This is a genomic window from Rheinheimera sp. (genome assembly GCF_037442525.1).
In the GTDB taxonomy this organism is placed as follows: Bacteria; Pseudomonadota; Gammaproteobacteria; order Enterobacterales; family Alteromonadaceae; genus Pararheinheimera.
This window is the reverse complement of sequence record NZ_JBBIQD010000010.1, coordinates 118,317-145,220: the sequence shown is the minus strand read 5'-3', so window position 1 is coordinate 145,220 and position 26,904 is coordinate 118,317. Positions and strand designations below refer to the sequence as shown.

25 protein-coding genes and 1 riboswitch are annotated in these 26,904 nt (G+C 53.5%); of the genes, 12 read left to right on the top strand and 13 right to left on the bottom strand.

Going from position 1 to position 26,904, the window contains the following annotated elements; genetic code table 11:
• The first annotated feature begins 90 nt into the window (after nt 1-90).
• Nucleotides 91-3,924: an EAL domain-containing protein gene (locus WKJ03_RS14510; RefSeq protein ID WP_337842944.1), complete on the top strand. Its 3,834-nt coding sequence runs from the start codon at nt 91-93 to the stop codon at nt 3,922-3,924.
• Nucleotides 3,925-3,957: 33 nt separating this feature from the next.
• On the opposite strand, the gene gpsA is transcribed toward WKJ03_RS14510, so the two are convergent.
• Genes gpsA through WKJ03_RS14490 form a run of 4 tightly spaced genes read right to left on the bottom strand, consistent with a single transcriptional unit; the run spans nt 3,958 to nt 6,170 of the window.
• Nucleotides 3,958-4,956 (bottom strand): NAD(P)H-dependent glycerol-3-phosphate dehydrogenase, encoded by a 999-nt coding sequence (gpsA, locus tag WKJ03_RS14505; protein ID WP_337842943.1) that lies wholly within the window; start codon nt 4,954-4,956, stop codon nt 3,958-3,960.
• Entirely contained in the window at nt 4,957-5,445 is a 489-nt protein-coding gene (secB, locus tag WKJ03_RS14500) for a protein-export chaperone SecB (RefSeq protein ID WP_337842942.1), read from the bottom strand.
• Between the two features lie 28 nt (nt 5,446-5,473).
• Nucleotides 5,474-5,731, bottom strand: a complete 258-nt coding sequence (grxC, locus tag WKJ03_RS14495; RefSeq protein ID WP_337842941.1) for a glutaredoxin 3 — start codon at nt 5,729-5,731, stop codon at nt 5,474-5,476.
• A gap of 10 nt (nt 5,732-5,741) precedes the next feature.
• Nucleotides 5,742-6,170: a rhodanese-like domain-containing protein gene (locus WKJ03_RS14490; RefSeq protein WP_337842940.1), complete on the bottom strand. Its 429-nt coding sequence runs from the start codon at nt 6,168-6,170 to the stop codon at nt 5,742-5,744.
• 165 nt (nt 6,171-6,335) lie between these two features.
• Here WKJ03_RS14490 and gpmM point away from each other — a divergent pair, with 165 nt between their 5' ends.
• The 3 genes from gpmM to WKJ03_RS14475 are packed head-to-tail and all read left to right on the top strand — an operon-like array spanning nt 6,336 to nt 10,063.
• Nucleotides 6,336-7,877 (top strand): 2,3-bisphosphoglycerate-independent phosphoglycerate mutase, encoded by a 1,542-nt coding sequence (gene gpmM / locus WKJ03_RS14485; RefSeq protein WP_337842939.1) that lies wholly within the window; start codon nt 6,336-6,338, stop codon nt 7,875-7,877.
• Entirely contained in the window at nt 7,877-9,034 is a 1,158-nt protein-coding gene (locus tag WKJ03_RS14480) for an IpaD/SipD/SspD family type III secretion system needle tip protein (protein WP_337842938.1), read from the top strand. Before gpmM ends, WKJ03_RS14480 begins: the two co-directional genes overlap by 1 nt.
• Before the next feature lie 3 nt (nt 9,035-9,037).
• On the top strand, nt 9,038-10,063 hold the full coding sequence (locus tag WKJ03_RS14475) for a divergent polysaccharide deacetylase family protein (protein ID WP_337842937.1): 1,026 nt from the start codon (nt 9,038-9,040) through the stop codon (nt 10,061-10,063).
• 112 nt (nt 10,064-10,175) lie between these two features.
• On the opposite strand, the gene rpoH is transcribed toward WKJ03_RS14475, so the two are convergent.
• Nucleotides 10,176-11,027 carry an RNA polymerase sigma factor RpoH gene (rpoH, locus tag WKJ03_RS14470; RefSeq protein ID WP_337842936.1) on the bottom strand — a complete coding sequence of 284 codons (852 nt, stop codon included), beginning with the start codon at nt 11,025-11,027 and terminating at the stop codon, nt 10,176-10,178.
• Nucleotides 11,028-11,241: 214 nt separating this feature from the next.
• Here rpoH and WKJ03_RS14465 point away from each other — a divergent pair, with 214 nt between their 5' ends.
• Nucleotides 11,242-12,456: an EAL domain-containing protein gene (locus WKJ03_RS14465; RefSeq protein ID WP_337842935.1), complete on the top strand. Its 1,215-nt coding sequence runs from the start codon at nt 11,242-11,244 to the stop codon at nt 12,454-12,456.
• A gap of 27 nt (nt 12,457-12,483) precedes the next feature.
• On the opposite strand, the gene ftsX is transcribed toward WKJ03_RS14465, so the two are convergent.
• Genes ftsX through ftsY form a run of 3 tightly spaced genes read right to left on the bottom strand, consistent with a single transcriptional unit; the run spans nt 12,484 to nt 15,343 of the window.
• Complete coding sequence (gene ftsX, locus WKJ03_RS14460) at nt 12,484-13,464, bottom strand: permease-like cell division protein FtsX (protein ID WP_337842934.1); 981 nt, start codon at nt 13,462-13,464, stop codon at nt 12,484-12,486.
• Nucleotides 13,461-14,141, bottom strand: coding sequence for a cell division ATP-binding protein FtsE (gene ftsE / locus WKJ03_RS14455; RefSeq protein ID WP_337842933.1), 681 nt, complete (start codon nt 14,139-14,141; stop codon nt 13,461-13,463). Before ftsE ends, ftsX begins: the two co-directional genes overlap by 4 nt.
• A 2-nt stretch (nt 14,142-14,143) precedes the next feature.
• Entirely contained in the window at nt 14,144-15,343 is a 1,200-nt protein-coding gene (gene ftsY / locus WKJ03_RS14450; protein ID WP_337842932.1) for a signal recognition particle-docking protein FtsY, read from the bottom strand.
• Between the two features lie 81 nt (nt 15,344-15,424).
• Between ftsY and rsmD the strand changes: the two genes are divergently transcribed.
• Entirely contained in the window at nt 15,425-16,021 is a 597-nt protein-coding gene (gene rsmD / locus WKJ03_RS14445; protein WP_337842931.1) for a 16S rRNA (guanine(966)-N(2))-methyltransferase RsmD, read from the top strand.
• A 50-nt stretch (nt 16,022-16,071) separates the two neighbouring features.
• Here rsmD and WKJ03_RS14440 read toward each other — a convergent pair whose 3' ends face one another.
• Together WKJ03_RS14440 and WKJ03_RS14435 are read right to left on the bottom strand one after the other, a co-directional pair.
• Entirely contained in the window at nt 16,072-16,443 is a 372-nt protein-coding gene (locus tag WKJ03_RS14440; protein WP_337842929.1) for a DUF3718 domain-containing protein, read from the bottom strand.
• Between the two features lie 167 nt (nt 16,444-16,610).
• A riboswitch (cyclic di-GMP riboswitch) is annotated at nt 16,611-16,694 on the bottom strand.
• Between the two features lie 83 nt (nt 16,695-16,777).
• Entirely contained in the window at nt 16,778-17,407 is a 630-nt protein-coding gene (locus WKJ03_RS14435; RefSeq protein ID WP_337842928.1) for a YjaG family protein, read from the bottom strand.
• A gap of 79 nt (nt 17,408-17,486) precedes the next feature.
• Here WKJ03_RS14435 and WKJ03_RS14430 point away from each other — a divergent pair, with 79 nt between their 5' ends.
• Nucleotides 17,487-17,954 (top strand): DUF2721 domain-containing protein, encoded by a 468-nt coding sequence (locus tag WKJ03_RS14430; RefSeq protein WP_337842927.1) that lies wholly within the window; start codon nt 17,487-17,489, stop codon nt 17,952-17,954.
• Here WKJ03_RS14430 and WKJ03_RS14425 read toward each other — a convergent pair.
• From WKJ03_RS14425 to WKJ03_RS14415, 3 genes are all read right to left on the bottom strand, one after another.
• The gene (locus tag WKJ03_RS14425; protein ID WP_337842926.1) at nt 17,941-21,153 is read right to left on the bottom strand and encodes a PAS domain S-box protein; all 3,213 of its coding nucleotides are present in this window, start codon (nt 21,151-21,153) and stop codon (nt 17,941-17,943) included. The two genes, WKJ03_RS14430 and WKJ03_RS14425, sit on opposite strands and share 14 nt — an antisense overlap.
• A gap of 108 nt (nt 21,154-21,261) precedes the next feature.
• Entirely contained in the window at nt 21,262-21,909 is a 648-nt protein-coding gene (locus WKJ03_RS14420; protein ID WP_337842925.1) for a response regulator transcription factor, read from the bottom strand.
• Complete coding sequence (locus tag WKJ03_RS14415) at nt 21,906-23,036, bottom strand: histidine kinase (RefSeq protein ID WP_337842923.1); 1,131 nt, start codon at nt 23,034-23,036, stop codon at nt 21,906-21,908. The genes WKJ03_RS14420 and WKJ03_RS14415 overlap by 4 nt, the downstream gene beginning before the upstream one ends.
• A 135-nt stretch (nt 23,037-23,171) precedes the next feature.
• On the opposite strand from WKJ03_RS14415, the gene WKJ03_RS14410 reads away from it, so the two are divergent.
• The 5 genes from WKJ03_RS14410 to WKJ03_RS14390 all read left to right on the top strand — a co-directional run bounded on the left by WKJ03_RS14410 (nt 23,172) and on the right by WKJ03_RS14390 (nt 26,889).
• A complete protein-coding gene (locus WKJ03_RS14410) occupies nt 23,172-23,894 on the top strand; it encodes a hypothetical protein (RefSeq protein ID WP_337842922.1) in 723 nt (240 codons plus the stop codon).
• A gap of 190 nt (nt 23,895-24,084) precedes the next feature.
• Entirely contained in the window at nt 24,085-24,648 is a 564-nt protein-coding gene (locus WKJ03_RS14405; RefSeq protein ID WP_337842921.1) for a sigma-70 family RNA polymerase sigma factor, read from the top strand.
• On the top strand, nt 24,623-25,270 hold the full coding sequence (locus WKJ03_RS14400) for a hypothetical protein (RefSeq protein WP_337842920.1): 648 nt from the start codon (nt 24,623-24,625) through the stop codon (nt 25,268-25,270). The genes WKJ03_RS14405 and WKJ03_RS14400 overlap by 26 nt, the downstream gene beginning before the upstream one ends.
• Nucleotides 25,267-26,187: a hypothetical protein gene (locus WKJ03_RS14395; protein WP_337842919.1), complete on the top strand. Its 921-nt coding sequence runs from the start codon at nt 25,267-25,269 to the stop codon at nt 26,185-26,187. Before WKJ03_RS14400 ends, WKJ03_RS14395 begins: the two co-directional genes overlap by 4 nt.
• A gap of 69 nt (nt 26,188-26,256) precedes the next feature.
• A complete protein-coding gene (locus tag WKJ03_RS14390; protein WP_337842918.1) occupies nt 26,257-26,889 on the top strand; it encodes a 2OG-Fe(II) oxygenase in 633 nt (210 codons plus the stop codon).
• Nucleotides 26,890-26,904 lie beyond the last annotated feature (15 nt).

Below are 26,904 nucleotides of genomic sequence, written 5' to 3'. Positions count from 1 at the left end.
TGGTTTGCCAGCCCGGACCACTTATAGCTATAGTGTGCGCTCAGCATTCTGATTTTTAGTTGTTTTTTTGAGCCTGGGAAGAAGAAGCCTATGTCAGTCTGGATGAAAGTCTGCCTCTGCTGTGTATGGATGCTGAGCCTGCAGGTTCAGGCTTACATCACGATACAACCGATGGTGCAGGCCAGAGACAACCAGCACTTGCGTGCCCAATTGTTCAGTCAGGACAAAGAGGGTTATTTATGGTGGACCACCAGCAGCCATCTGCACCAGTTTGACGGCCATCTGCAGCACAGCGTGGCACTGCCCGCCACATTGCAGCAACCATTCAGCGCCTTTAGCCAGGCCGGTACCGACTTACTCTGGCTGGCGAGCAAAGAAAGCCTGTGGCAGTTCCGCCCTTCAGACAGCAGTTTTCAGCAGATTTGGCAGGCAGATCACGCCATTTTGCAGATCTGGGCCACCAGCAAATCCCGGTTGATCCTGACCAGCCACAGTCTGTGGTCCTGGCCAGACGGACAGGCAGAACCCAGCCTGCTGTGGCAGAATCCACCCGATGCGTCTCCCTGGCAGCAGGCAAGTTTCGCCCAGGAGTCCGTTTGGCTCTGGAATCAGGAAGGTTTGCAGCAGTTTTCACTGTCGAGCCAAAGCTGGCAACGAGTTGCTTTGCCTTTTCAGGGTATGCCTTTGCTGCAGGCAGGAACGGATCAACAGCTCTGGCTACTCAGTCCGCAGAAATCATTGTATCTGTGGCAGCAGGGTCAGTTACAGCCCATTGCCGTCAATGACAGCTTTCCTGCCAGCCAGTTGCAGTTGGACAGTCTGGGGCAACTCTGGTTATTGCAACCGAACCGGCTCAGCCTGTACCAGCCTCATCAGCGGCAATGGCAACATCAGGCCCTGCAAAAAAACTGGTCGGGGCTTTTTGCCGACCGGCACCAGAATTTATGGTTAAGTGACCCGGCGGGTACTATTGCACTGGTCAGCCAAAGCACATTGCAGGTCACAGCCGACCCAGAACTGCAGCTCCCTGCGGCGGCACCGCTCTCCTGGCAGCAGGGTCAGCTGCATGGTGCCGGGCACAGCTGGCCCGCTCCGGCACAAGCCGGGCAGGCTGAGCAAGCGGGCATCCTGCAGCACAAGCCTTGGTTTTTCGTCAATCAGCAGCTGTGGCTGAATACAGCCGGGCAGGAGCATTGGCTGACTCTGCCACAGCGCATTCGCGCCTTACAGCCCGGTTCTGACACCTTGTGGTTTGTCGACGATAAAGGACTCTGGTCCTTACACCGCAGCGATCAACCGCCTGAACTGCTGCATCAGAATGCCGGCTGGCAATTGCTGAGCCTGGATCAGAACCGGCTATGGCTGGCAGGTCAGGAGCAGCTCTACCTTTATGATGTATCGGACGGCCAGCTCAGCCGCTGGTCGGTGGATTGTGGCATGCAAACCTGCCCTTCTCTGACACCATTGCTGGCAATGCGCACAGAGGGGCAGCACGTCGAGCTGCTGCTCCCCGGCAAAGTGCTGCGATTCACCCCTGACGCGACAGAACAGCTGTTGCGACTGCAGCACACACTGGCTGTTCCGCTGCAAAGCAATCAATTTTGGTCTGAACAAGGCCAGCTATGGCTGCTCAGCCAGAACAGACTGCACTTGTTTTCTGCCGATGGACAGTACAACCTGGGCTGGCTGCTGAATGAAGGGGAGTATTTTACCTCGGCTCCCTGGCGGGATCCGCTTGGTGGGCTGAAACTGCGCACCAATCTTGCCAGCTACCGTATTGAAGCGAGCACCACCGATCACCAGTTGCCAATAAACCCGCTGCGACTGCAACTGATGGCCGATGCAGGGCAACGATTGCAGCACAGTGCCGACGAACTGCGGCTGGACAGCAAAGGCAGCAGCAGCCGCTGGCAGCTCAGCCATTACCCAACAGCTGGCAGACAATGGCAATACTTTCGCTATCAGTTGGACCACCAGGCCAGCCAGCTGCTCGATTACCCGACACAACAATTTGTACTCGAGATGCCGGCTTCAGGCCTGTACCAACTGAATCTGCAAGCCAGCGCCGACGGCATCCACTGGCAACAGGCCGCTCACTATCAGCTGCGACTGCAGCGGTATCTGAACCTGCCGACCCTCTGGCTGGGACTGCTGTTGTTGTGCTCTGCACTCACCCTGGGGTTTGTGTTATGGCGGGTGCGGCGTTATCAGCAGCATCTGGCCAGCACCAATGAGCAGCAATTGCTGATTGGTTCCTTGTTTAACAATACGCAAGATGCTGTTTGGCTGGCCAATACGGACCTGCAAATCCAAAAAGTAAATCAGGCATTCAGCCAAATCACCGGGTATTCACAAGCCGCTATTGAAGGCCAGGTGATGCCGCTGTATACGGCGCAGGGCCATCAGACTGAACTGGTGAAAACCATCCGGGAGCAGTTGCAGCAGTTTCAGTTCTGGCGGGGCGAAGTCTGGAGTCAAAAAGCCAGTGGCGACCGCATCGCCGTTTCTTTGGCTGTGACACTGCTCTCCCCTGCAGGCCCGGACAGCAGTGAGTTGTATCTGGGGATTTTTTCCGATGTAACCAACCGCAAACTGAATGAAAAAGAACTGCGTAAACTCAGCACCCGAGACCCGTTAACTCAATTGCCAAACCGCTCCCTGTTTCTGGAGCATCTGGAGCGGGCCATTGTCAGCTGCAGCAGCCGTTTTCCGCAATTTGCCGTGCTGCTGCTGGATTTGGACAGATTTGCCAAAATCAATGACTCCCTCGGTCATCAGCAGGGCAATCAGTTGTTGCAGCTGGTGGCGGCACGGCTGCAACAACAGCTGCCAGCCGGTTATATTCTGGCCAAAACCGGTATTGATGAGTTTGCCATTCTGGTACCTTCACACTTTTACACTGAGCAGTTTGATGTGCTGCTGAACCGGCTGGCCAACCAGTTACTGCTGCAGGTGCGGGAACCGTTTCAGCTGGCTGACCTGCAGGTAACGCTGACTGCCAGCCTGGGTATTGCCGCCTACCCGGCCGATGGTGAGGCCAGCGACGCCTTGCTGCGCAGCGCCGACACCGCTCTGCACCATGCCAAACATATGGGACGGAACAACGCTCAGTTTTTTAACGATAAAATGCTGCAACGCACACCAGAGTACCTGGCGTTGGAAAGTGATTTGTGGCGAGGGCTGAATCAGCAGGAATTTCATGTGTTGTACCAGCCGAAGTACAACATCAGTCAAAACCAGATTGTGGGTTTCGAAGCCTTGTGTCGCTGGCAAAATGCGCAGCGTGGTCCGGTCTCCCCTGCCGTTTTTATCCCTATAGCCGAAGAAAATGGGGTGATTATTCAGCTGGATCGCCTGGTGTTCAGTCAGGTCTGTGCCCAGATCCGTGTCTGGCAACAGCAAGGCCTGATGCGGGGGCGGGTGGCGGTGAACCTGTCGGTGCAACAGCTGCAACAAAAAGATTTACCTGACTTTTTGCGTCAGCAATTGCGGCTGCATGGTGTGGATGCACAGTACATTGAACTGGAGATCACTGAAACGGCCATGATGCGTGACGCCGAACATTGTTTGCAGATGATGCATCAGTTGAAAGCTCTGGGTTTCACCCTGGCGCTGGACGACTTTGGTACTGGCTACTCCTCTTTGGGCTACCTGAAACGCTTCCCAATCGACACCCTGAAAATAGACAGGGCCTTTGTCAAAGATATGGACAGTTGTGAACAGGACAGAAACATCACCTCTACCATTATCCGGCTGGCTGGGTACCTGAATATTGCGGTGGTCGCCGAGGGGGTCGAAACTGAGATGCAAGCCTACCTGCTGCATGTGATGGGTTGTGAAGTGGCACAAGGCTACTTGTTCAGTGCCCCGGCCAGTGCGGAACACATCAGCCAGTTGCTGCAAAAAGAAACAGAAAAGGCGTAGTTCACTACGCCTTTTCTGCAGCTGTAACCCGCATTACTCGTCGCGTTTTTCGCGGCCAAGTAAATCCAGAGCCGCCAGCTTGGCATCTTTGCCCTGATACAACACCTGAAAGATTTGTTCAGTAATCGGCATTTCGACGCCTACCCGTGCTGCCAGGTTAAAGACTTCTTTCGCATTACGGTAGCCTTCCACGACCTGGCCTATCTGACTCATGGCCTGCTCAACCGATTTGCCTTCGCCCAGCAACAGACCAAAACGGCGGTTACGTGACTGATTGTCGGTGCAGGTCAGCACCAGATCACCCAAACCGGCCATGCCCATAAAGGTTTCTTTTTTGGCACCCAAAGCGCAGCCCAAACGGCACATTTCGGTCAGCCCTCTGGTGATCAAGGCTGTACGGGCATTGGCACCAAAGCCAATGCCGTCGGCCATACCGGCCCCTATGGCGATCACATTTTTGACCGCACCACCGAGCTGAACCCCGATAAAATCCGGGTTGGTATAGACCCTGAAGGTTTTGGTGCAGTGCAGCAGGTCAGACAGGGTTTTAATAAACTCAGGGTCAGTCGACGACAATGAAATGGCCGTCGGCAAACCTTTGGCCAGTTCTTTGGCAAAAGTCGGGCCTGATAACACAGCCAACGACACCTGCTCACCGAGAATTTCTTTCGCCACGTCCTGCAATAAACGACCGGTTTCTGGTTCCAGGCCTTTGGTGGCCCAGGCCACGCGGGCATCGGCTTGCAAATAAGGTTTAATCAGACGCAAGGTTTGCGCGAAAGCGTGGCTGGGTACCACCACTAAAATATCGCGGCACGCACGGACAGTTTCAGCCAAATCAGCACTGACCTGCAGCGCTTCCGGCAATTGAATATCCGGCAGGTAACGCTGGTTGGTTCTGTCTTTGGCCATCTGCGCAATATCATCGGCATTGCGACCCCACAACAGGGTTGGATTGCCATTACGGGCCAGAGAAATAGCAAGGGCGGTCCCATACGAGCCCGCCCCCAATACAGCAATTGCCGCTTTCATTTACGAATGCGTCACTGCGCCCTGGTGGGCCTGTGCGTCTGCCTGACGTTTTTGCAGATACTGGGCAAACAACGCGTCGAAGTTCACCGGCGACAGGTTCAGCTGAGGGAAAGTACCACGGTTCACCAGGCTGGCCACGGCTTCACGGGCATAAGGGAACAGAATGTTCGGGCAGAAGGACGCCAGCATGTGCGCCACCTGCACTTCTTCTTCCAGCGCTGGCAGGCTGAAAATACCGGCTTGCTGCACTTCGCAGAGAAACGCCACTTCGTCACCTAAACGGGCAGTCACTGTTAAGGACAACACCACTTCAAAGCTGCCATCGTCCAGCTTCTCACTGCGGGTATCCAGGTCCAGTTGCACAGCAGGTTGCCATTCTTTACGGAAAATGGCCGGAGCCAGAGGCGCTTCAAACGAAACATCTTTGACATAAATACGCTGAATGGCAAATTGTTCAGCGGCGGCGCCATTGGCTTGTTGTTCTGACATGATAAATCCTTATTTATTCTTAAATTTTTCAGGCGCTTAACAGCGCATCCAGACCACCAGCAGCGTCCAGCGCTACCAGGTCGTCACAACCACCAACGTGGCGGTCACCAATAAAAATTTGTGGCACTGTGGTTCGGCCTTTGGCCCGTTCAATCATTTCAGGCCGCCGCTCAGGCTGGCGGTCAATCTGAATCTCTTCAAACTGCACAGCTTTGCTGCTTAACAGCGACTTTGCGCGGACACAATAAGGACAATAGTCCTTAGTGTAAATAGTGACATGAGCCATCAGTACCTCGTTATTTCTTCACCAGCGGCAGGTTTGCCCCTGTCCAGCTATTCATGCCGCCCTGCAACACAAAGACCTGACTAAACCCCTGTTTATTCAGGCTGGCAGCCACGCTTTGCGCCGACATACCGGCCTGACATACCACAATAATGGGGTTGTCTTTCTGGTTTTCAAGACCAGGTAAACCAGCGGCCTGCAGTTGGCTGGCCTGGATATTCCGGGCCCCTGTGATATGGCCTTTGCGAAAATCAGCTTCAGCACGAATATCCAGTACAGTGGCGTCCTGCCGGTTCACCAGCATGGTCAGTTCAGTCGGGCTGATTTGTTTGATTTTAGAGGTTAAAGATTTCATCCAGCTGACAACCAGTGCCAGAAACAGCACGACCCAGGCCGCGGTCAGGTAGGGATGATTGGATAAAAAGTCGATGTATTGCTGCATAAGAAGCCATCTGATTAGCTGAAAATGGGCCCGAGTATACCCAGTTTCAGGCCGGATTACAGCCCCGGTAGCCCTTGTGTACTATTCCAGCACTGTTTTCAGCAGGAAAACAGGGTAAGATAGCCGCATTAGCGTAAGCAGAACAGTTGGTTGCGGAGAGCAGGTATGACGCCAAAAAAACCTTTAGTCTTAGTGATTCTGGATGGTTGGGGTTACCGTGAAGAGCGGGAATATAACGCCATTTTACAGGCCCGCACCCCTGTGATGGACAAACTCTGGGCCAGCTATCCACACACACTGATTTCAGGCTCAGGTATGGATGTGGGTTTGCCTGATGGCCAAATGGGTAACTCTGAAGTTGGTCACGTCAACCTGGGTTCAGGTCGGGTGGTGTACCAGGACTTTACCCGTATTACCAAATCCATCAACGATGGCGACTTCTTTGAAAATCCGGTATTGACCGATGCCTGTCAGGCCGCAGTCCAGGCCGGTAAAGCAGTGCATATTATGGGTTTGTTGTCGCCAGGGGGCGTGCACAGCCATGAAGATCATTTAATTGCGATGATTGATCTGGCCAGGCAACAAGGTGCGGAACAGATTTACCTGCACGCCTTTCTGGATGGCCGTGACACGCCGCCACGCAGTGCAGAAGCTTCGCTGGCGCGGGTCGAAGCACACTTTAATGCCATTGGCAGAGGCCAGATTGCCTCCATTATCGGCCGTTATTATGCAATGGACCGCGACAAGCGCTGGGATCGTGTACAAGCCGCCTACGACTTGCTGACTCAAGGCAAAGCTGAGTTTCAGGCCGACACTGCCGTCGCCGCTCTGCACGCCGCTTACAGTCGCGATGAAAACGATGAATTCGTCAAAGCTACAGCCATACGGACTCCATCAGGCCAGGTGGTCAGTATGAACGATGGCGACAGCCTGATTTTTATGAACTTCCGTGCCGATCGGGCCCGTCAGTTCAGCCGCGCCTTTACTGACGCTGGTTTTAGTGGTTTTGTCCGGGAAAAAACACCGGCGCTGAGCCGTTTTGTGATGCTGACCGAATACGCCGCCGACATCAAAGCGCCCTGCGCTTACCCGCCAGAAAGTCTGAACAATGTGTTGGGCGAATGGCTGGCCAAACACCAGAAAACCCAGCTGCGTATTTCCGAGACCGAAAAATACGCCCACGTCACCTTCTTCTTCAGTGGCGGCCGTGAAGACTTATTCGAGGGAGAACAACGTATTCTGGTGGAGTCGCCAAAAGTGGCAACCTACGATTTACAGCCAGAAATGAGCTCAACAGAACTGACTGACAAATTGGTCGGTGCCATCCACAGTGGCGACTTTGATGTGATTATCTGCAACTACCCGAATGGCGATATGGTGGGTCACACCGGTGTGATGAGTGCAGCCATTGCGGCAGTGGAAGCCGTGGATCATTGTATTGGCCGGGTGGTCGAAGCGCTGCAGCAAGTGGGGGGCGAATGTCTGATTACCGCCGACCATGGCAATGCCGAACAAATGATGGACCCGGAATCTGGCCAGGCCCATACCGCCCACACCAGCGATCCGGTGCCTCTGATTTATGTTGGCCGGCCGGCCGAAGTGATTCAGGGCGGCATTTTAAGTGACATAGCCCCGACTATGTTACATCTGATGGGTATGCCTGTGCCTGCAGAAATGACCGGCAAAGTGCTGATGAAAACCCACTGATGCGAGTAGCCGTTGTCCATAGATTGACACAGCAGGGCCTGGCTCTGCTGTGTTGCTTTGGTTTGCTTGCCCCCGTGGCCGCCCAGCAACAACAGGAAGTGCAGCAGGAGCTGAACCAGCTTAAAGACCAAATCCAGCAAACCGAAAAAGAACTGAAGCAGCAGCAACAGGCCTTTGCCAAAGCACAGGAGTTGCTGAAATCGGCCGATCAGTCTCTGGCGAAACTGGCAGCGCAGCTTCGCAGCAGTCAACAACGACTGACTGAACTGACGCAGCAGCAACAACAGTTAACGGTGCAGCAGCAACAACTGCAGCAAGAGTTTGAACGACAAAAGTCCTTGCTGAGCCAGCAAATCCGTGGCGCCTTTGTCGCTGGTCAGCATGATTACAGCAAGTTGTTGCTGAACCTGGATGACCAGCAAAAACTGGAGCGGGTGTTAACTTATTATCAGTACCTGAATAAAGCCCGCACCAGCGCCCTGACCACCCTGAACCAGACTGCGACTGAATTGCAGCAGGTGCAGCAGCAACTGCAGTCCCGGACTGAGGAGCAACAGCTGGCGCAGCAACAGCTGGAACAGCAACAGGCGGAACTGAAAGAGGCCCGCGTCAGCCAACAGGCGTCAGTGAAAAAAATTCAGGCTTTTCTTGCCAGCAACCAACAGCAACTGGAGTACCTGAAGCAAAACGAACAAAGCCTGCAAAGCACCCTGAGCAAACTGAAAGCGGCAGCACTGGCCGCCAAACAGCGGCTGGATATACCGAAAACCATAGGCAACCTGCCCTGGCCTGTTCGGGGCGACATACTGCAAAGTTATGGCGAGCAGCGCCTTGCTGGTGTCAGCTCCCGCGGCATTCTGATCGCTGCCGCTGAAGGCACTCAGGTGAAAGCGGTCGCGGCCGGACAAGTGCTGTACGCTGACTGGCTGAAGGGGTATGGCTGGGTCATTATTGTCGACCATGGCAGTGGGGTCATGAGCCTGTATGGTCATAATCAGGCGCTGCTGAAAAAACCAGGGGAAGCCGTGGCGTCCGGTGAAGCTGTGGCTTTGGTGGGCGCCAGTGGTGGCCAGGCGCAAAGTGGCCTGTATTTCGAGATCCGGCAAAAAGGCAGCGCCATTAACCCGGTCAGCTGGTTGCAGAAAAGGGCAGGTTAACAGATGAAATGGCTGTTGGCATGTACTGCCCTCTGTTGGTCAACACTGGCGCTGGCCCAAGCCAAACTGGTGATCGTGATTGACGATATTGGGTACCACCAGACCGATTACCGCCTGCTGGAGCTGGATTACCCTCTGACTTATGCCGTGATCCCCCATACCCGTCACAGCACCGCCATGGCTCAGGCCGCGATGCAAAAAGGCCGGGACGTGATTCTGCATATGCCGATGGAGTCGGCCCGCCGTGCCGACTTAAGCAAAAATGCGCTGAAAGTGACGATGGACCGACAGCAAATAGAGCAGATGCTGGATGCAGCTTTTGCCGACGTGCCCCAGGCCATTGGCATGAATAACCATATGGGCAGCTATTTTACCGAACAGCATCAGGTGATGGACTGGACTCTGGCTTACCTGGCCCGGCGAAAACTGTTTTTCCTCGACAGTAAAACCACCGCCAAAAGCACAGCCGCCCGTTACGCCACTATGCATCAGGTGCCTTTGTTAACGCGTCAGGTGTTTCTGGACAATGACCGCAGCTATGCTGCACTGGACAAACAATTTAAGCAGGCCCTGCAGCTGGCAAAGCAGCATCAGCAAGCCATTGCCATAGGCCATCCTTACCCGGAAACTTACCAATACCTGCAAAAAAACCTTTCCAGCATTACCAAGGCTGGCGTGGAACTGGTGCCTTTGTCAGCGCTGTTACCTGAAGATTACCCACTGGTACGGGCCAATCAAAGCCTGCCCGTGCATCAGGCACTGGCACGGCAGGCAACAACAGAACAACACCCGACGACAGAATCCAGGGCGACCAATCAACCCCTGATGCCTGAGACCATGGCCGCTCAGGTGATCCTGCAGCAGGAGCAGGCTTTGACAACAGACTACGCGATCCCGGAGTTACTCAACCCTCTCAGCTTACCAGCCCAACAAGAACCCAGAATACCTCTTTACCAGCATTTCCAGCCCAAAACTCAAGCCGCTCAGGCACCGTCGCTGCCCTTTTATCAGTTAGGTCGGGCGAACTAAAGTGTGGTCTGAATCGCTCAAAGTAAAGAATCCACCTGCTGAAACAGCTGATTTAGGGACTGAAAATAAAAAAGCCGGAGCAGTGCTCCGGCTTTTTTCACCCTTTAACGGATCAGGCGGCCATAGCGGCCTGCAGTTTTTTCATCGCATTTTTTTCCAGCTGACGCACCCGCTCAGCAGACACCTGATACCGGTCAGCCAGCTCTTGCAGTGTCATTTTGTTCTGGTCCAGCCAGCGGGCGCGGATAATATCCTGACTACGCTCGTCCAGAGTGCGGACCGCGGCCTGCAGACGGTCGACTGCAGCATTGTCCCACTGGTCTTCTTCAATCCGGTTGGCTAAATCAGAGCCTTTGTCTTCCAGGTAATACACCGGCGCTGTATAGCTTTCGTCGTCATCGTCCGGTGCATCAAACGGCATATCATGGTTGCTCATGCGGGCTTCCATTTCCAGCACTTCGTGCTCCGGCACCCCTAAGGACTCGGCTACGTTTTTCACTTCTTCCTTGCTGAACCAGCCTAAGTGTTTTTTCGCCTTACGCAGGTTAAAAAACAGTTTCCGTTGCGCCTTGGTCGTTGCCACTTTGACAATACGCCAGTTTTTCAGCACAAACTCATGAATTTCTGCTTTGATCCAGTGCACTGCAAAAGAAACCAGCCGCACACCTACCGAAGGGTCAAAGCGCTTGACGGCTTTCATCAGGCCAATATTACCTTCCTGGATCAAGTCGCTGATTGGCAATCCATAACCTGAATAACTGCGCGCAATATGCACCACAAAGCGTAAATGCGACATAATCAGCTGGCGGGCCGCTTCCAGATCGCCATCCTGATGTAAACGTTCGGCTAAAGCGCGTTCTTCTTCGGCGCTGAGCATAGGGATGGAACTGACTGCATGAGTATAAGCTTCCAGGCTGCCGCTGCCGGCCACTGTCAGCGTCATCAACTGAGCTGTTTGCGTCATTTAAAACCCCTTTCATTTCTGAATTGCGACCGATATTAGCACTCTTTAGCGGAGAGTGCTAAATATTTTTTGCCGGCTTTTAAGATCCAAATTTTCTAATACTGCTGTTTTAATAATATCTGCTCATATAGAGTGTAGCTGTCCGGAAATACGATAAATTTAGAGTTCTTCTCAGCATATCAACTCAACCAATAAACATAACTGAGGCGGTACGATGTATTGTTATGTGGCCAGACAGCCCATTTTTGATCAGAATAAAGAAGTAACAGGTTATGAGCTGTTGTTCAGAGACGGAATCGAGAATAGCTTTCCAAATATCAATGCCGACGAAGCCACCTCCAAGCTGATTACGCAACACCACCTGATGTTGGGGGTTGAAAAAATCACCGGTGGTAAACAGGCTTTTATTAACTTCTCTGCCGATACCCTGATCCACCATTTCCCTACATCTATTGATCCAAACGCCATCGTCATTGAAATTCTGGAAACTGTCGAGATCAGTGATGAACTGCTGACCGCCTGCAAAGAGCTGCATAAAATGGGCTATCGGCTGGCACTGGACGACCATGATTTTGATCCCAAGTGGGATCTGTTCTTACCTTATGTGCATATTCTGAAAATTGATGTCCGGCAATTTAATGTGCTGGAAATCAGTCGTTACTTGCGACGGGTCCGGCCCTATGCCTTGACCTTACTGGCCGAAAAAGTCGAAACCGCTGAAGAATTTGCTCAGTTGCAAACCTTGGGGTTCGACCTGTACCAAGGCTATTTCTTTGCCCGCCCTGAAATGCTGAAACACAAACAGCTGGGGTCAAATAAGCTCAATCTGCTGACCCTGATCAGTGAATCCAGCAAAGTGCAGCTGGATTTTGACAAGCTGGCCGGCATTATGCAGCGCGACCTGGATATGTCCTATAAGCTGCTACGTTTTATCAACAGCGCCAACTTCGCCCGTAAGCAAAGCATTGGTTCACTGAAACATGCCATGGTCTATATGGGTGAAGCGGAGCTGAAAAAATTTATTTCGTTGCTGGCTTTGGCGAACCTGGCCGAAGGCCAGTCTGATGAGCTGCTGGTGATGTCGTTGATCCGGGCTCGCTTCTGCGACCAGCTGGCGGCCATTCGTGGCGATCAGGAAAACCCACCTGCTGCTTTTCTGACTGGCCTGTTTTCGCTGGTCGATGCCCTGCTGGAACAACCATTGGCCGAATTACTCTCCCAATTACCTTTATTGGATGAGATCAAAGCTGCGTTGCTGCAAGGCGAAGGCACGCTGGCGCGTTATCTGGAATTGCAAAGCACCTTTGAACAAGGCCTGTGGCAACAGCAAACTAAATTATCGGCCGCGTTGGTGCCAGCCGGCGTGGATTTAAACCGGGTGTATCTGGAAGCGGTGGAATGGGGCCAGAGCCTGCTGAAAGTGCGTTAAAAAATGTGTCCGCAAAAGCGGCCGGGGTCAAACCCCTGCCGCATCTATCTGCATAATAGTGCGGCGCACCGCCAGGTAAGACCCCAGCAGGCCGAGCAGTATGGCTCCCAGCAGCAGGTAACCCAATTCAGCCAGACTCATAGGTTGTAACTGAAAGCTGCCATCATACAACTGAGTTACCCTGGCAATGCCTTGCTCCAGCCACCACATCAGCACTTCTTCAATCAGAAAGGTCAGCACGCCGCCAAATAAGCCCAGCCAGATCCCTGTGTACAGAAAGGGCCGCTGAATGTAAGAATCCGTGGCACCAACCAGCTTCATCACTTCAATTTCGTCTTTTTTACTTAAAACCATCAGACGAATGGTATTACCAACCACCAGCAATAAGGCCAACACCAGCAACAGGGCCACGGCCACAGCCGCCTGACGCACCAGCGATACTATGGCATCCAGCCGCTCCAGCCAGCCAATATCCAGCTTGGCTATTTCAATATAGCGTTCCTGTTGCAGCTGTTTTAACAACGCGGATGCAGCAGCTGCTGAGGTATCAGCCGGAGTTACCAGCACCACATGAGGCAAGGGGTTGTCGTTTAGATAATCCAGTGAATCACCAAAACCTGAGCTTTGTTTGAACTCGGTCAGCGCCTGACCTTTATCGATAAACGCCACTGCCGCAATCTGCGGGTCAGCCTGCAGCAGCGCCAGCAACTCCGCAATTTGGGTTTCATTGGTGTCCTGCTGCAAAAACAGACTGATTTGTGCCGCTTTGTCGACCCCCTGCCCCACCTGCTGCAGGTTTTTCACCACCAGATGCAATGTCACAGGCAGAGTCAGGCTGACGCCAATCACGGCCACAGTCAGCAAAGAGGAGGCAGGTGTCAGCCAGATTTCGCCAAGGCTGGTGACCGCCTGACGTAAATGTGCCACCCAAAACATCACAAACTTACGCCACAGGCTGACTTTCGCTGCAGTGGCCCCTGTGGCCCGGCCCTGGAACAGAATACTCATTCGTCCGCTCCCCAGCTCAGACCGTCGTTAATCATGCGGCCACTGCGTAACGTCAGGGTGCGATAACGCATACGCGCCAGCAGGCTTAAATCATGGCTGGCGATAAGCACCGACACCCCTACCTGATTAAAGGCTTCAAACACACCCATAATTTCTTTGGATAACTCCGGATCCAGGTTGCCGGTCGGTTCGTCGGCCAGTAACAGAGGCGGACGGTTCACCACGGCACGGGCAATGCCAACCCGTTGCTGCTCTCCACCAGACAAGGTGTGAGGCAGGCAACGGACTTTATCCAGCAGCCCCACTTTATCCAACGCGGCATGCACCCGCTTGGCCATATCTTTACCACTGAAGCCTTCAATGACCAAAGGCAAAGCCACGTTGTCAAACACTGTATGGTTCATCAACAGCTTATGATTCTGAAAAATCATGCCAATATCGCGACGTATATAAGGCACCTGACGCTGACGGATTTTGCTCAGGTCCACACCATTGATAAACACCTTACCGGCGCTCGGTCTTTCGATCAGGCTGATTAAACGCAACAGGGTACTTTTACCAGCACCGGAGTGGCCGGTTAAAAACGCCATTTCGCCTTTTTCCAGCTCAAAGCTGACCCGGTCCAAGGCCACAAAACCACCACTGTATCCTTTGGTCACCTGTTCAAAACGCAACATGCTCAGAGATCCCGGTTAAACAAGGCTTGAATAAAGTCCTGGCTGTGAAACACCCGTAAATCGTCAATGCCCTCACCAACACCAATGTAACGGATAGGCAGACTGAACTGGTCGGCAATCGCAAAAATCACCCCGCCTTTGGCGGTACCATCCAGTTTGGTCAGGCTGATGCCGGTAATATCCACCGCTTCTTTAAATAACCGGGCCTGGCTCAGCGCATTCTGGCCTGTGCCAGCATCCAGCGTCAGCATCACTTCGTGCGGCGCTGCATCGTCGATTTTTTTCATCACCCGGACAATCTTTTTCAGCTCTTCCATTAAGTGCGCTTTGTTTTGCAGACGACCGGCGGTGTCGGCAATCAACAAATCCACATTCCGTGCTTTGGCCGCCTGATAAGCGTCAAAAATTACCGAAGCACTGTCGGCACCGGAGTGCTGGGCAATCACCGGAATTTGGTTGCGTTCGCCCCAGACCTGCAGTTGTTCGACGGCTGCAGCCCTGAACGTATCACCAGCCGCCAGCATCACCGTTTTGCCCTGTTGCTTAAACTGTTGGGCCAGTTTGCCGATAGTGGTGGTTTTCCCGACCCCATTAACCCCAACCATCAGAATCACATAAGGGCCATTGGCGCCATCCAGCTGCAGCGGCTGTTCCACTTTTTGCAGCATCTCGGTCATTTCCTGCTGCAGTTTGTCGTACAGAGCTTCTGCATCACGCAGTTGTCGGCGATCCGCATGTTGCACCAGTTGCCTGATCAGTTTCTGGCTGGTCTCCACACCCACATCAGCCAGAAGCAACTGAGTTTCCAGCTCTTCGTACAGCTCATCGTCAATTTTTTTACCTCTGAACAGGCTGGCCAGGCCCAAACCAAGGTTCTGACTGGTTTTACTCAAGCCCTGCCGCAAGCGGGCAAAAAAACCGGTTTTGGCGGCGGCGGTGCTGGCTGCGGCTTCGGGCTGGTTTGCGACAGCGGGCAGCGCTGCGACCGATTCAGTGTCAATGGAAGGTGAAATTTCTTTTTCTGCAACCAACTCTGGTTGCACGGCCTGTTCCACCTGAGGTTCTGCCACAGGCACTGTGGCGTCACTGCTGGGCTCGGGCTGAGTGGCTTTGTCTTGTTCAGCGTCAACAGTTTTGGGCTGCTCATTCTGTGGCTTTTTGCCAAACCCCAGCCAGGAAAACAGTTTATTTTGCGTAGTCATAAAGCTCGATGCCAGAAGATTGGAAACTAAGGTAAAATCGGGGCTTATAGTACCATCTTTAAGATGCAGGGCAAAAACTCAATGAAAACAACCCGCCAGAAAAACAGCTCCCCCCACCAGGGGCCTGGTTATGTCCGGCTGATCAGCGGCCGCTGGAAAGGACGGCGTTTGCCGGTGCTGGATGCCCAAGGGCTCAGACCCACCTCAGACCGGGTCAAAGAAACCCTGTTTAACTGGCTGATGCAGGATGTGGCCGGTGCGGTCGTGCTGGACTGCTTTGCTGGTTCCGGTAGTCTGGGGCTGGAAGCCTTGTCCCGTTACGCGGCTTCGGTCCTGCTGCTGGAAAAAGACGCCCAAACCGCCGCTTTGCTGAAAAAACACCTGCAAAGCCTGAACAGCTCCGAAGGCGCAGTGCACCACACAGATACGCTGCAGTGGCTGCAAAAACCTGCCACTACTCAATTTGACCTGGTGTTTATTGACCCGCCATTCCGGCAACAGCTGGCATTGCCCACCTGCCAGGCACTGGCCAGCCAGGGCTGGTTAAAACCCGGCGCTTTGGTGTATCTGGAAACCGAAAAAGAACTGACATTACAGGACATACCTGCAGGCTGGACTTTGCTGAAGGAAAAAATAGCAGGGCAGCTGGCTTATCGTTTATGGCAAGCCGCAGAGTAAAAAACAAAAAGCCATGCAATCGCATGGCTTTTTTGTCACACCGGGCTGAATTAGCTGGCGCTGCGTGATTTGATTACTTCCAGGATAGGCGACGCAGCAAAACCGTTGCTGTTTGCCCATTCAATGTCACCTGATTGAGCAACCTGGCTGCTCGGTAACTGCTTGATGATGAATTCTGCAGTATCCGCAGCGTTGTTTTTAATGGCAAAACGTACCAGTGGTAAACCATCACAGCTGATGCCGTCATACACAGCTTTTAAACGCATGCGGTTGTCAGACAGTGTCTTACGCAGGTTGTTTTTGTTGTTGTCTGCCACATAAGCACAGATAGACTGAGCTAACTGGTCGTTGGCAGAAGCCACTGGGGCAACAAACTGGGCAGCAACAGCAGCAGCGATTAAAGCAACAAATTTGAATTTCATGTCAAAAGCTCCGGATTAAGCTAAGCCTGATGTCAGGCAGATTCATGGTTGTTCAGGCTGACTACTGCTACAGCAACAAAGCCGCTGCTGTGATATCAGCAAACACGAAAGGAGGAGCTTGGGACATCAGTAATCTGATGGATGCGCGTCCTACGTAACCTCCTGGTTACGGCAGCCCAGCCATCATAGGTTTCCCCTTAGACCTGAAGCTTTGCGTGTACTCCCTTTCAGGAGACTTGCCTTTCGAGCGGTGCGCATTCTAAATAGCGAATAAAATTCGCGCAACAAAATTTTTTAAGGTTTTTTAATTAGTTAAACTAATAGTACCGAAAAGTTACTGATCGGATTGATTATTTTCTGTACTAAACTCCATCCCCAGATTGGTCAGACCTTGTTCCTTTACCCAGGCTTTCAGCAGCTGCACATCGGTTTTCTCAAAGCTTTGTATAGGACGCACCAGCTCAATCAGTTCAGCGAGACAGTCCATTTCGTACTGCATCAGCTCGTGGTCACGTACATACTTTTTCAGCTCAGATTCTGAGCTGATGTCCAGGTCCCCAGCCTCCCATTCAATCAGCCGCGCTACTGTAGCCTGAGAAATCTTGGCGACATTAATAAACTCAGCGGCATCCTGCTGAGAAATCCCATTGAGCATAGTGTCCAGTGCCGTCGCAGTGTCGATGGCCGGGTAGACTCCGAAGAGATCAAAATTGGCCTGGTCCGGGGTGGCCAGTTCCAGCTCTTCCGCCAGCCGTTCAAAGTTAATTTTTACCCGACGGACAAACAGCCATTCCCACACCATATTCAGAATATCACGGCATAACTTGGCATCCCCAAACTCAGTGACTTCAGCAAACAGCTGGTAATTCGGCAACATACGCTCCAGCAAAGCCGCCGCAATGGCCGCCTGCTGGTAATACCCAAGTTCACGCATCATCTGGAAATTATTGGCTTTTTGTTTCATGCTGGAGACTCCGTGCCGCTATCGGCTGGCATCATACACAACAGCTGAAGTTTATGCCAAACCCAAGGGACAGCCAGTGATGGCTGCTTTGTTTGCTGAACTGGAGTTTTTTATGGATTTATCGCTGATGACGATCACCACCCCGGCTTTATTATTTCCGGCCATTTCGCTGTTACTGCTGGCGTACACCAACAGGTTTCTGGTGCTGGCCCAGCTGATCCGGCAGCTCAATACCCGCGAAGGCAACCAGGTGCGGGAGCTGGCCAAACGCCAGATTGAAAACCTGCGCAAACGGGTATTTCTGATCCGTTCCATGCAGCGCTGGGGCGTGATCAGTTTTGTGCTCTGTACCCTGTCGATGTTTTGCCTTTTTATGCAATGGCAGCTCGCTGGCCAATGGAGTTTTGCCGCCAGTCTGGCCGCATTGATGTTGAGTTTATTGGTGTCTTTGTACGAAATTCAGATTTCCTGTAACGCCATTCAGATTGAACTGGAATCACTGGAGCACCCGGCTTCGCAGCAGCAGAACAGTATCAATCTGCCGTAACACTGGCACCGGCCTGCGGAAAGCTGCACCAGAAGGTGGCCCCCTGGCCGGGTTCAGATGAAAAACCAATCTGGCCCCCCATGCTTTCTACCAGCTCTTTGGAAATCGCCAGGCCAAGGCCTGTGCCACTGCTGTGGCGGCTGTCGGACGAATCTGCCTGGGAAAATCGTTTAAACAAACGCTGATGAAACTCCGGCGCAATGCCTGGGCCCTGATCTGTCACCGAAATCCTGGCCTGCTCACCCGCTGCGTCCAGCTGCACTGTCACCAGCGCGCCAACAGGTGAAAACTTGATGGCATTGCTGAGAAAATTCGACAGCACCTGAATAAAACGTTTGGCATCCAGTACTGAGCGTAATTCGCTGTTGCCAGCAGAAAAATCCAGGCGGATTTGTTTATCCTGTGCCAGCATCCGGTTTAGTTCCAGCGCTTGGTGCACCAGCGGCAACAACAACTCGGCTTTATGCTCAAATTGCATTTTACCGGCCGCTATTTTTTCGATATCCAGCAAATCATTGATCAGACTGGTCAGGCGCTGACTGTTTTTATGCGCTATACGCACCAGTTCAGCCGCCTGAGGTTCAAGACTGCCAACAATGCCGTTATCCAGCAGGCTCAAAGCACCGGCAATGGAGGTCAGTGGGGTACGGAGTTCATGGCTGACAGTTGAAACAAATTCGTTTTTCAGCTTCTCAACCCTTTTACGGTCTGAGATATCCCGCACAGTACAGATATACAGCAAACGTCCCTGGCGGCGGATTTGTGAGACCGCCAGCTCCATGGCAAACACCTGACCATGGGCATTCTGCCCTTCCAGCTCGCGATTCTGACCCAGCACCGGAACCTGGCCTGGCAGCGGAAAGTACGCAGCCTGTTTTTGCTGTTGCCGGGCACTGGCCGACAGCAATTCGGTGGCATAACGGCCTGTCATTTGGTCTGCGCTGCTGTCAAACATCTGCTGGGCGGCCGGGTTGACGCTGGCAATACGGCCACTTTCATCAATGGTGATAATGCCATCCACCACGTTATTCAGCACAGTCTGGGTATGCTGGGCATATTCTTTACTGATTTGTTCGGCATCTTTGCGCTGTGCTACTGTCAGGGTTTGTGCCATCACCGCCGCCACGGCACTGACAAAAGCTTCTTCATCACTGTGCCATTGCCGGGCCGGACCAATGTGTTCCAGACACACCACCCCAACCACTTTGCCCGCCAGCAGAATGCCACCGTCCAGCATCGAGGTAATACCAAGGGGTTTTAAATAGACTGAACTGAATTCACTGGTCGCCGGATCGGTCTGGGCATAGTCTGCGCAAATCCAGCCTTTGGCCGCTATGGTGTCAAAATACACCGGGAAATCACTTTTTCGCAGCACCATCTGGTCCTGATGCACAGGCCCGCCTTGTTGGTACAGTGCCAGACAAAACATCTCATCACCGGCATCGGACAACATCCAGACGCTGACTCTGTTGCACAACACAGCAGCAGAGGTGGTTTTAGCCAGCACTTGGGCAAATGCCAGGCGATCCCCTAAAGACACAGCTTCGTTCAGCACCAGCTGAGTCAAAGCACTGCGTTGCCGCTCTGTGCGTTGCTGTGCTTCCTGCGCTGCGGCTTCGGCCTCTTTCCGGCTCTGGATATCCTGACACAGGATCACAAAACCCCCGGCTTCGCCCTGCTCATTCTGCACTGCGTCACACTCCAGACTGAGCCAGCGGGCTTTGCTGTGGCCAAGCTGACAACGGCATTCCAGCGTAAAACTTTTACTTTGAGCCAAGGCCTGCTCCATTTGCAGCAGCTTGCCATCAGGGTCGGCCTCCGCAAACGTCTGGCTGAAAGCCCGTCCTTGCAATTGCCCCAGGCTCAGGCTGGCCAGCCGTTCAAAGGCCTGATTGACCCATTCAATCTGCCCCGTGCTATTGAGTACCACCACCCCATTACTGGTGCGACTGACTGCCAGCGACAAGCGCTGCAAGGACAAAGAATCGACTTCAATCCGCTGTTCCAGCTGTAAAAATGACTGGTCCAGCCGCAGTGCCATTTGTGCCAGCGCCTGGCTTAATACATTGACTTCCCGTACTGCACTTTCAGGCACAGGCAAATGGGTGGCAGAGCCCTGCTCCAATTGTTGCGCCCATTCTTTTAAGGCCATCACAGGCTGCGACAATTGCCGGCTCAATAACCAGCCGAGCAACGCAAAGACCAGTACAGCCCCCATCATCAGCAAGCCACTTTGGCGCTGGCTGGCATAGGCCTGCTGCATCAGTTGCTGGTTGTTGACCAGAACCAGAATGGATAACTGCAACCCAGCGGGGTCCTGGAAAGACTGGAAAAAAGTCTGGAAGTCCTGCTGCTGCCAGCGCAGTTGCTGCTGGGCTGGTCCTCCCTGCGCAAAGGCATCCAGCAAAGGGGCGACTGAGGTTTGGGGAGGCGGAACCTGGCTGCTGGCCAGCAGTTGCCGGTCCTCGCTGACGATAAAGATAGTTGCCCCGACCTGCTGACCCAATTCGCTGACAAACTGTTGCAACCAGTCCAGACTGATATCTGCGGCAACGACCGCCTGCAATTTGCCGTCGTTGCCATACCAGGGCGTCGCCAGCCCTATACCCTGACCTTTAAAATGCCGATAGGAATACAACGGATACCAGCTGGTCCTGCCTTGCCGTACGGCTTGCTGAAACCACTCGCGCTGCCGGACATCGTACAGGGCGGGAGACTGCAATCTGGCCTGGGCTTTGCCTGCACTGTCCAGTTCATACTGACTGCGCATCAGTTGCTGATTATCCCAGGACGAAAGCAGGGTCATGGAGCCCTGCACCGGATTGCGTTGAATTCCCAGGTAACGGCCATCGGCCGCCCCCACAGATAAGTAGGTCAGTTGCGGGTAGTGCTGCATTTGCCAGTTGAAAAAACCGGACAACAACTCCGTCTGCCCGGCTGAAATTAAACCGGACTGCAGCATTTGCCGGCTCGATTCCGCCGCCAGCCTGGGCACAGACAACAGCTGTTCCAGCTGGTGTTTGACCTGAGCCGTGGTTTGTCTGGCTAATTGGGACGCATAACTGTTGGCCGCCTGATGGGCGTTGTAATACGAAATCAGGATCAGCAAGGCGCCAAACAACACAAACAGCCCCAGGACGGGCCAGGAGAAAAACGCCCGCAGTGGAACTCCAGAAGATGATTTGAACTCAGAACTCAACCGCTATGCCCTCGTTTCCCTGGCTGCCTTTCATCACGTACAGAACAGTTGGTTTCCAGTATAGCGGCTAAAAAAGGAAAGACGACAAAATCCAGACAAATGAGCGGCTTAGCGTTGCTGTATTAAACCAAGTTCCAGCCCAAGTAACACAGCTCTGGTTCTGTCCCTGACCCCAAGTTTAATCAGAATACTGGAGATTTGGTTTTTAATGGTGCCTTCCGACTTGTACAAGGCGGCGGCAATTTCTTTGTTGGAGTAGCCCCCGGCCATCAACTGCAGGATCTGCTGTTCTTTTTCGGATAAAGCGTCTATTTGATGGCGTCCGGCAGGTAAGGCAGCGGGTTTGATACCGGCCAGCAGCCGCTCTGTCACACTGCTTTGAAAACAAGTGCCGCCTTGGGTCAGGGTGACGATAGCCTGAGTCAATGTCTGCAGTGACACATCCTTCAGCAAATAACCCTTGGCCCCCAGCTGAATGCTTTGTAACACCAGGTCATGTTCTTCAAAGGTGGTCAGGATCAGCACAGGCAGGCTCAGACCGGCTTGCTGTAACAACCGCAGTACACCTATGCCATCACAGACCGGCATCGACAAATCCAGCAGGATCAGGTCCGGCTGATGTTGCCGGACTGCGGCAACCACTTCAGAACCGTCTTTGCATTCAGCGACCACACTGACCTGACCGGACAAGGCCAGCAGACTTTTAATACCTTCGCGGATCAGCATTTGATCATCCACCAGCAACACCCGGATCATAACGCCTCCTTCTGCAACCGCAGCGACAGCTGCATTTGCCCCTGTGCGTCACTGCACTGTAATTCAGCACCCAGCAAAGCAGCCCGCTCCTGCATGCCCCGCATGCCATTCCCTGCCAGCCAGCCCGGCTGCACCCGGCCGTTATCGTGGATCAGCAACTGCACGGCCTCTTCATCTTCGCTCGAACTCAATGTAACTTCAGTGGCTCCGCTGTGTTTCAGGCTGTTGGTCAGGGCTTCCTGAATAATCAGCAGTACCTGTTCGGCCTGTTGCACTGAGGTCAGTGGCAATTCGGCCTGCCAGTCGGTTTTCAGTTGCAGACGCGGCAACGCCGCTGCCAGCTCACTGACGGCCTGCTGCAGGTCCAGCACCCGGTGCTGGCGCAGTTCAGACACAGCTTCCCGCACATCGGCCAACAGCAGGCGGGCCAGTTGCTGACAGGTCGCCACTGTGGCTTTGACTTGTTCGTTGGCCTGGTGCTCTGCAATTTGCAAATGAATACTCAATCCGGTCAGGTGATGCCCCAGCACATCGTGCAAATCCCGGGCTATCCGGCTGCGCTCCTGCTGCTGGGCACTGGCTTTGAGCAATTGTTGCGCCAGCACCAATTGTTGGTGTTGTTGCTCCAGCTGCTGCCGGGCCTGCTGTTCCGACAAGGTCTGTTTCATCATCAGTAAGGCAAAGCCATGGAAAGAACCGTATAACAAAGCGGAAATCCACAAAGACCGCTGTTCCAGCCAGGCATCCACGCCAAACCACAGGCACAGCAGCCCAAAGGTGAGCAAGAGCGCCAGACGGAACGACACAAAATAAGGCAGTACCGACACCCAGATAATGCTCAGAATGGCCAGATAATCCAGCGGCAACAACCAGTTCAGTGCCAGCGCAGAGCCCAGCTGCAGCAGATACAGCAGCCATCCGGGCCGGCTGCCGGGTGCACAGCGGCTACCATGCCAGGTCATCAGCACAAAACAACCGCAGTACAGCAAAAATAACGGGATCACCAAAGGCCAAAGCGCCCGGAGCTCAGGTGACGAGGCCGTTAAATACAGGCTCAGCAGAAAGACCAGCAACCAGGTCAGCACCCCTGCCAGCACATCCAAACCTAAAGTTTTTATCCATTGCATAAGATCAGTATGCCTGATTCCCGTTGACGCTCAATAGGCCGGAAGTCACAACACAAAGTACTGACTTCCGGCACCTGTGCCAGCTTTGTGTTGCCTGTAGCCTGAACAGAACCAATTAACAGGGGAGTTTTGACTATGCTGACCATGCTTTATCAGGCCATCAGCCTGACACATATCATTCTGGGTTCTGCCGCTTTGTTCTTGTTCTGGTGGCCTGTGCTCAGCAAAAAAGGCAGCGCCGTGCATCGCAAAACCGGCCACTACTACAGCCTCTGTATGCACAGTGTGGCCGCATCAGGCATTGCGATGACCTTGTTTGTCTGGGGCTTTCCACTGGCGGCCAAACCCGAACTGATGGCCAGAGCCCTGACAGAACCCGCGCTGTATCGCCGGCTGATGGACCAGAACAGCTTTTTGTTTCTGCTCAGCCTGCTGACCTGGGTCACGATCCGGCATGCTCAGCTTGCCCTGAAAACCCGGCAGGACCGCCGCTTGTTACGTCACTGGACAGTGCTGGGCCCTGTGCTGCTGTTGGTGGCGGTCAGCGCTGCTGTGGTGCTGCAACAGGGCGCTTATCAGCCTTTGGCGCTGGTGTTTTCGCTGATCAGTCTCGGCACAGCGGCAGGCATTCTGCGTTACACTTTTGCCCGCAGTACCACAGCCAAGGCCTGGCTGGTGGAACACGCGGTGGCGATGCTGGCCTCAGGTATTGCTGCTTACACAGCGTTCAGTGCCTTTGGTGGCCGGGCACTGTTTAGCTCTGTGTTGCAGGGATACTGGCAGATGTTGCCCTGGTTACTGCCCAACCTGATAGGTCTGCCTGCCATTTTTTGGTACAGGCGCAAACTCAGCCAGTAACGCAGGATGAACCTCTGCACCGGCCCGGTACACTGCCTGGCCGGTTTCTGTGTTTATGCATTTATTTCCCTTTACCTCTCAGTGTGTTAGAAAATATTCTCTGATTATTCTGAAATTTTTTCACCCGACGCCAAACTATTTACCACACCAGTCCGACTTACTAACAACTTCAGCGGATCCGAAAAACAACGTGTTTAAACGCAGCGACGAAACATTAATAGAAAAGGCCATAGCGGGAGACGCCAAAGCCTGGCAGCAGCTGGTGTCCAGATACCAGGCGCCTTTGTACTACTACGGCCTGCGTTTGTTAGGCTCGCCGGACGACGCCCGTGATTTGTTGCAGGACGTACTGATGGTGCTGTGCCGCAATCTGGCGCAGTACCGCGGTGACAGCAGTTTTAAAAGCTGGTTGTTTGGCATTGCCAACTACAGAGCCATGGATATGCTGCGCAAACGCAAGAATCACCAGGAACTGGCGGAAGATTACGATTGCCCTGACGAGGACACGCCCAGTTATGAGCTGCAACTGTACGGTCAGCAGACTCAGCGGCTGGTGCAGCAACAATTAAGGTTATTACCGCCGGAACAACGGCTGGTGGTTGAATTGAGGTTTTATCAGCACTTTACCTTTGATGAAATTGCTGAGCAGCTGGCTTTGTCCAGCAATACCATTAAATCCAGGTTTTATGCGGCCTTAGATAAACTGCGTACGCAGTTGGAGTTAGCAGATGTCGAACAGTCAGCAAATTTTTGAAGCCTATCTGGCGGGGAAAATCACCGCCGACGAATGTGAGCAACAGCTGCAGCAGGAGCCTCAGTGGCTGGCACGGCTACAGATGAGCCGGATGCTGGAGCGTCAGGCCAAAGCCCCCTTTTATGCGCCAGTGCCTGAAGTGGACACCCTGAGCATGTTCCAGCAGCAGTGGCAACGCAACAGCCCGGCGAAAAAGGACTGGTGGCCGCGTTTGAGCGTGGCGTTTTCCAGCCTGGCTCTGGTGGTGAGTTTATCGCCGCTGCAATTTCAACTGGGAGAAACTGGCCTGACGCTGAGCTGGAACAACCAGCAACAACTTCAGCAACAACAGCTGGAAACCCTGCTGGCCAGCTACCGTAAAGAACAACACGACTATCTGCAGCAGCAGCTGAACTCCACGACGCAACAACAGGCCTCGCAGCTGATTCTGCTGAAAGATTATTTAACTGAGCAACAAAACAAAGATCGCCGTACCGACATGCTGGAACTGGTGGAATACCTGAACCAGCAACGTCAGGCCGACTGGAACTACTGGCAGGAAAACTACCAGCCGAGCCAGGCACGGCTGGATGTCAATGCGATCTACCCGAATCAACAGCGTAACGGAGCGGTAAACCGATGAGAACTTTGCGCACTATCAGCCTGATGGCTGCTGCAGCTCTGGCAGTTCCTGCCATGGCTGCCACTGAAGTGAACCCCAAACTGGGGCAAAACCTGAGTATTATGCAGGACATTCTGAAAAAGTCCTTAGGGGGCGAAGAGCACAGCGTCGGCCGGGTCAGCCACAGCTACCTTCTGGGTCAGGGGGTGGCTTTTAAAATTGACAGCAGTGGTGGCTGGTTCCGCCATATGCTGCTGGCACCCACTGCGCCTCTGGCCCCGCTGCCACCACCAGCCCCAGGGGCTGCTATCAGTGCTCAGGCCGCCAAGGCGGTGACTGTGGTCAGCACAGGTGATGGGTTCAGTTTTAATATCGACGAAGAAGCCATTGAAGAGATGGCCGAAGCGGCCGAAGCACTGGCTGAACAGCAAAGAGACCAGAGCGACAAACTGCGCGACTTGCGTGATCAGCGCCGCGACCTGGAACGTGAGCTGCGCGATTACGAACGCACCAAACGCGATTACGAATTCCAGAGCAAAGTGGGCAAACTGGACAGCGGGCAACAAAAAGAGCTGAACGAAGCCAACCAGAAAGCACAACAAGTGCAAAGCAAACTGGCCGAACTGCAAAAAAGCCTGACAGCACAGGAGCAGGAGTACCAGCGAAAACAGGCAGAGCAACAAAAACTGGCTGCCCAGCGTCAGGCCGAACTGGTGGCCAAAATGGGAGGGGTCTTTACGACTACCCTCTGTGACTACGGAGCCAGCCTGCGAGAGCTGAAAGACGATGAATTTGTCTCACTGCAGCTGAGTTTATCCAGCCGCAGCAACAGCAAAGACCACTACTGGCTGGTGCGTAAAGCGGATATTAACCAATGTGTAACGGGCCGGATCAACGCCGCCGATTTACTGAAAAAAGCCAGTTACTACCAGTACTAGTTGACAGCACTGCGCAGACTGAGTAAAAAGCCGCCACTTGCCCTGGCGGCTTTTTTTGGCTCTGCACTTATGACAATCCCTTACCAATGGCCAGAACCGGAACTTTGGCTGAACCAGTTAAGTGACCCCTTTTATCAGCAAGGTTATGTGGTCCTGCCCCAGGCCCTGCCAGCTGATTTGTGCTGGGCTTTGTATCAGGACATACAGCAGCAGCCACTGACGCCGGCCGGGGTGGGCCGCAGCGGCCAGCATCAGCTCAACACTGAAGTACGGCGTGACCAAACCTTGTGGCTGTCAGAGCAACACCCTGTGCAGCAGGCGTACCTGGCTCGCATGGCCGAACTGCAGCAGTGGATGAACCGCCGGTTTTTTCTCGGATTAGTTGATTTTGAAGCCCATTATGCCCGTTATCAGCAGGGGGACTTTTACCTGACCCATCTGGATGCTTTTGCCGGCCGTTCGAACCGGGTGCTGTCCAGCGTCTGTTACCTGAATGACTGCGACAGTGGCGGTGAGTTACTGATTTACGATGAGCAGCAGCAGTTGCTGCAGAGGGTGCAGCCCAAAGCTGGCACGCTGGTGCTGTTTGAAAGCTGCCGTTTTCCGCATGAAGTCAAACCCGCAGCGACTCTTCGTTACAGCATTGCCGGCTGGTTTCGTCACAACACCAGCATTCAGGGTCAGATTGACCCGGCACGTTAGCGGCAAAACAGGGCA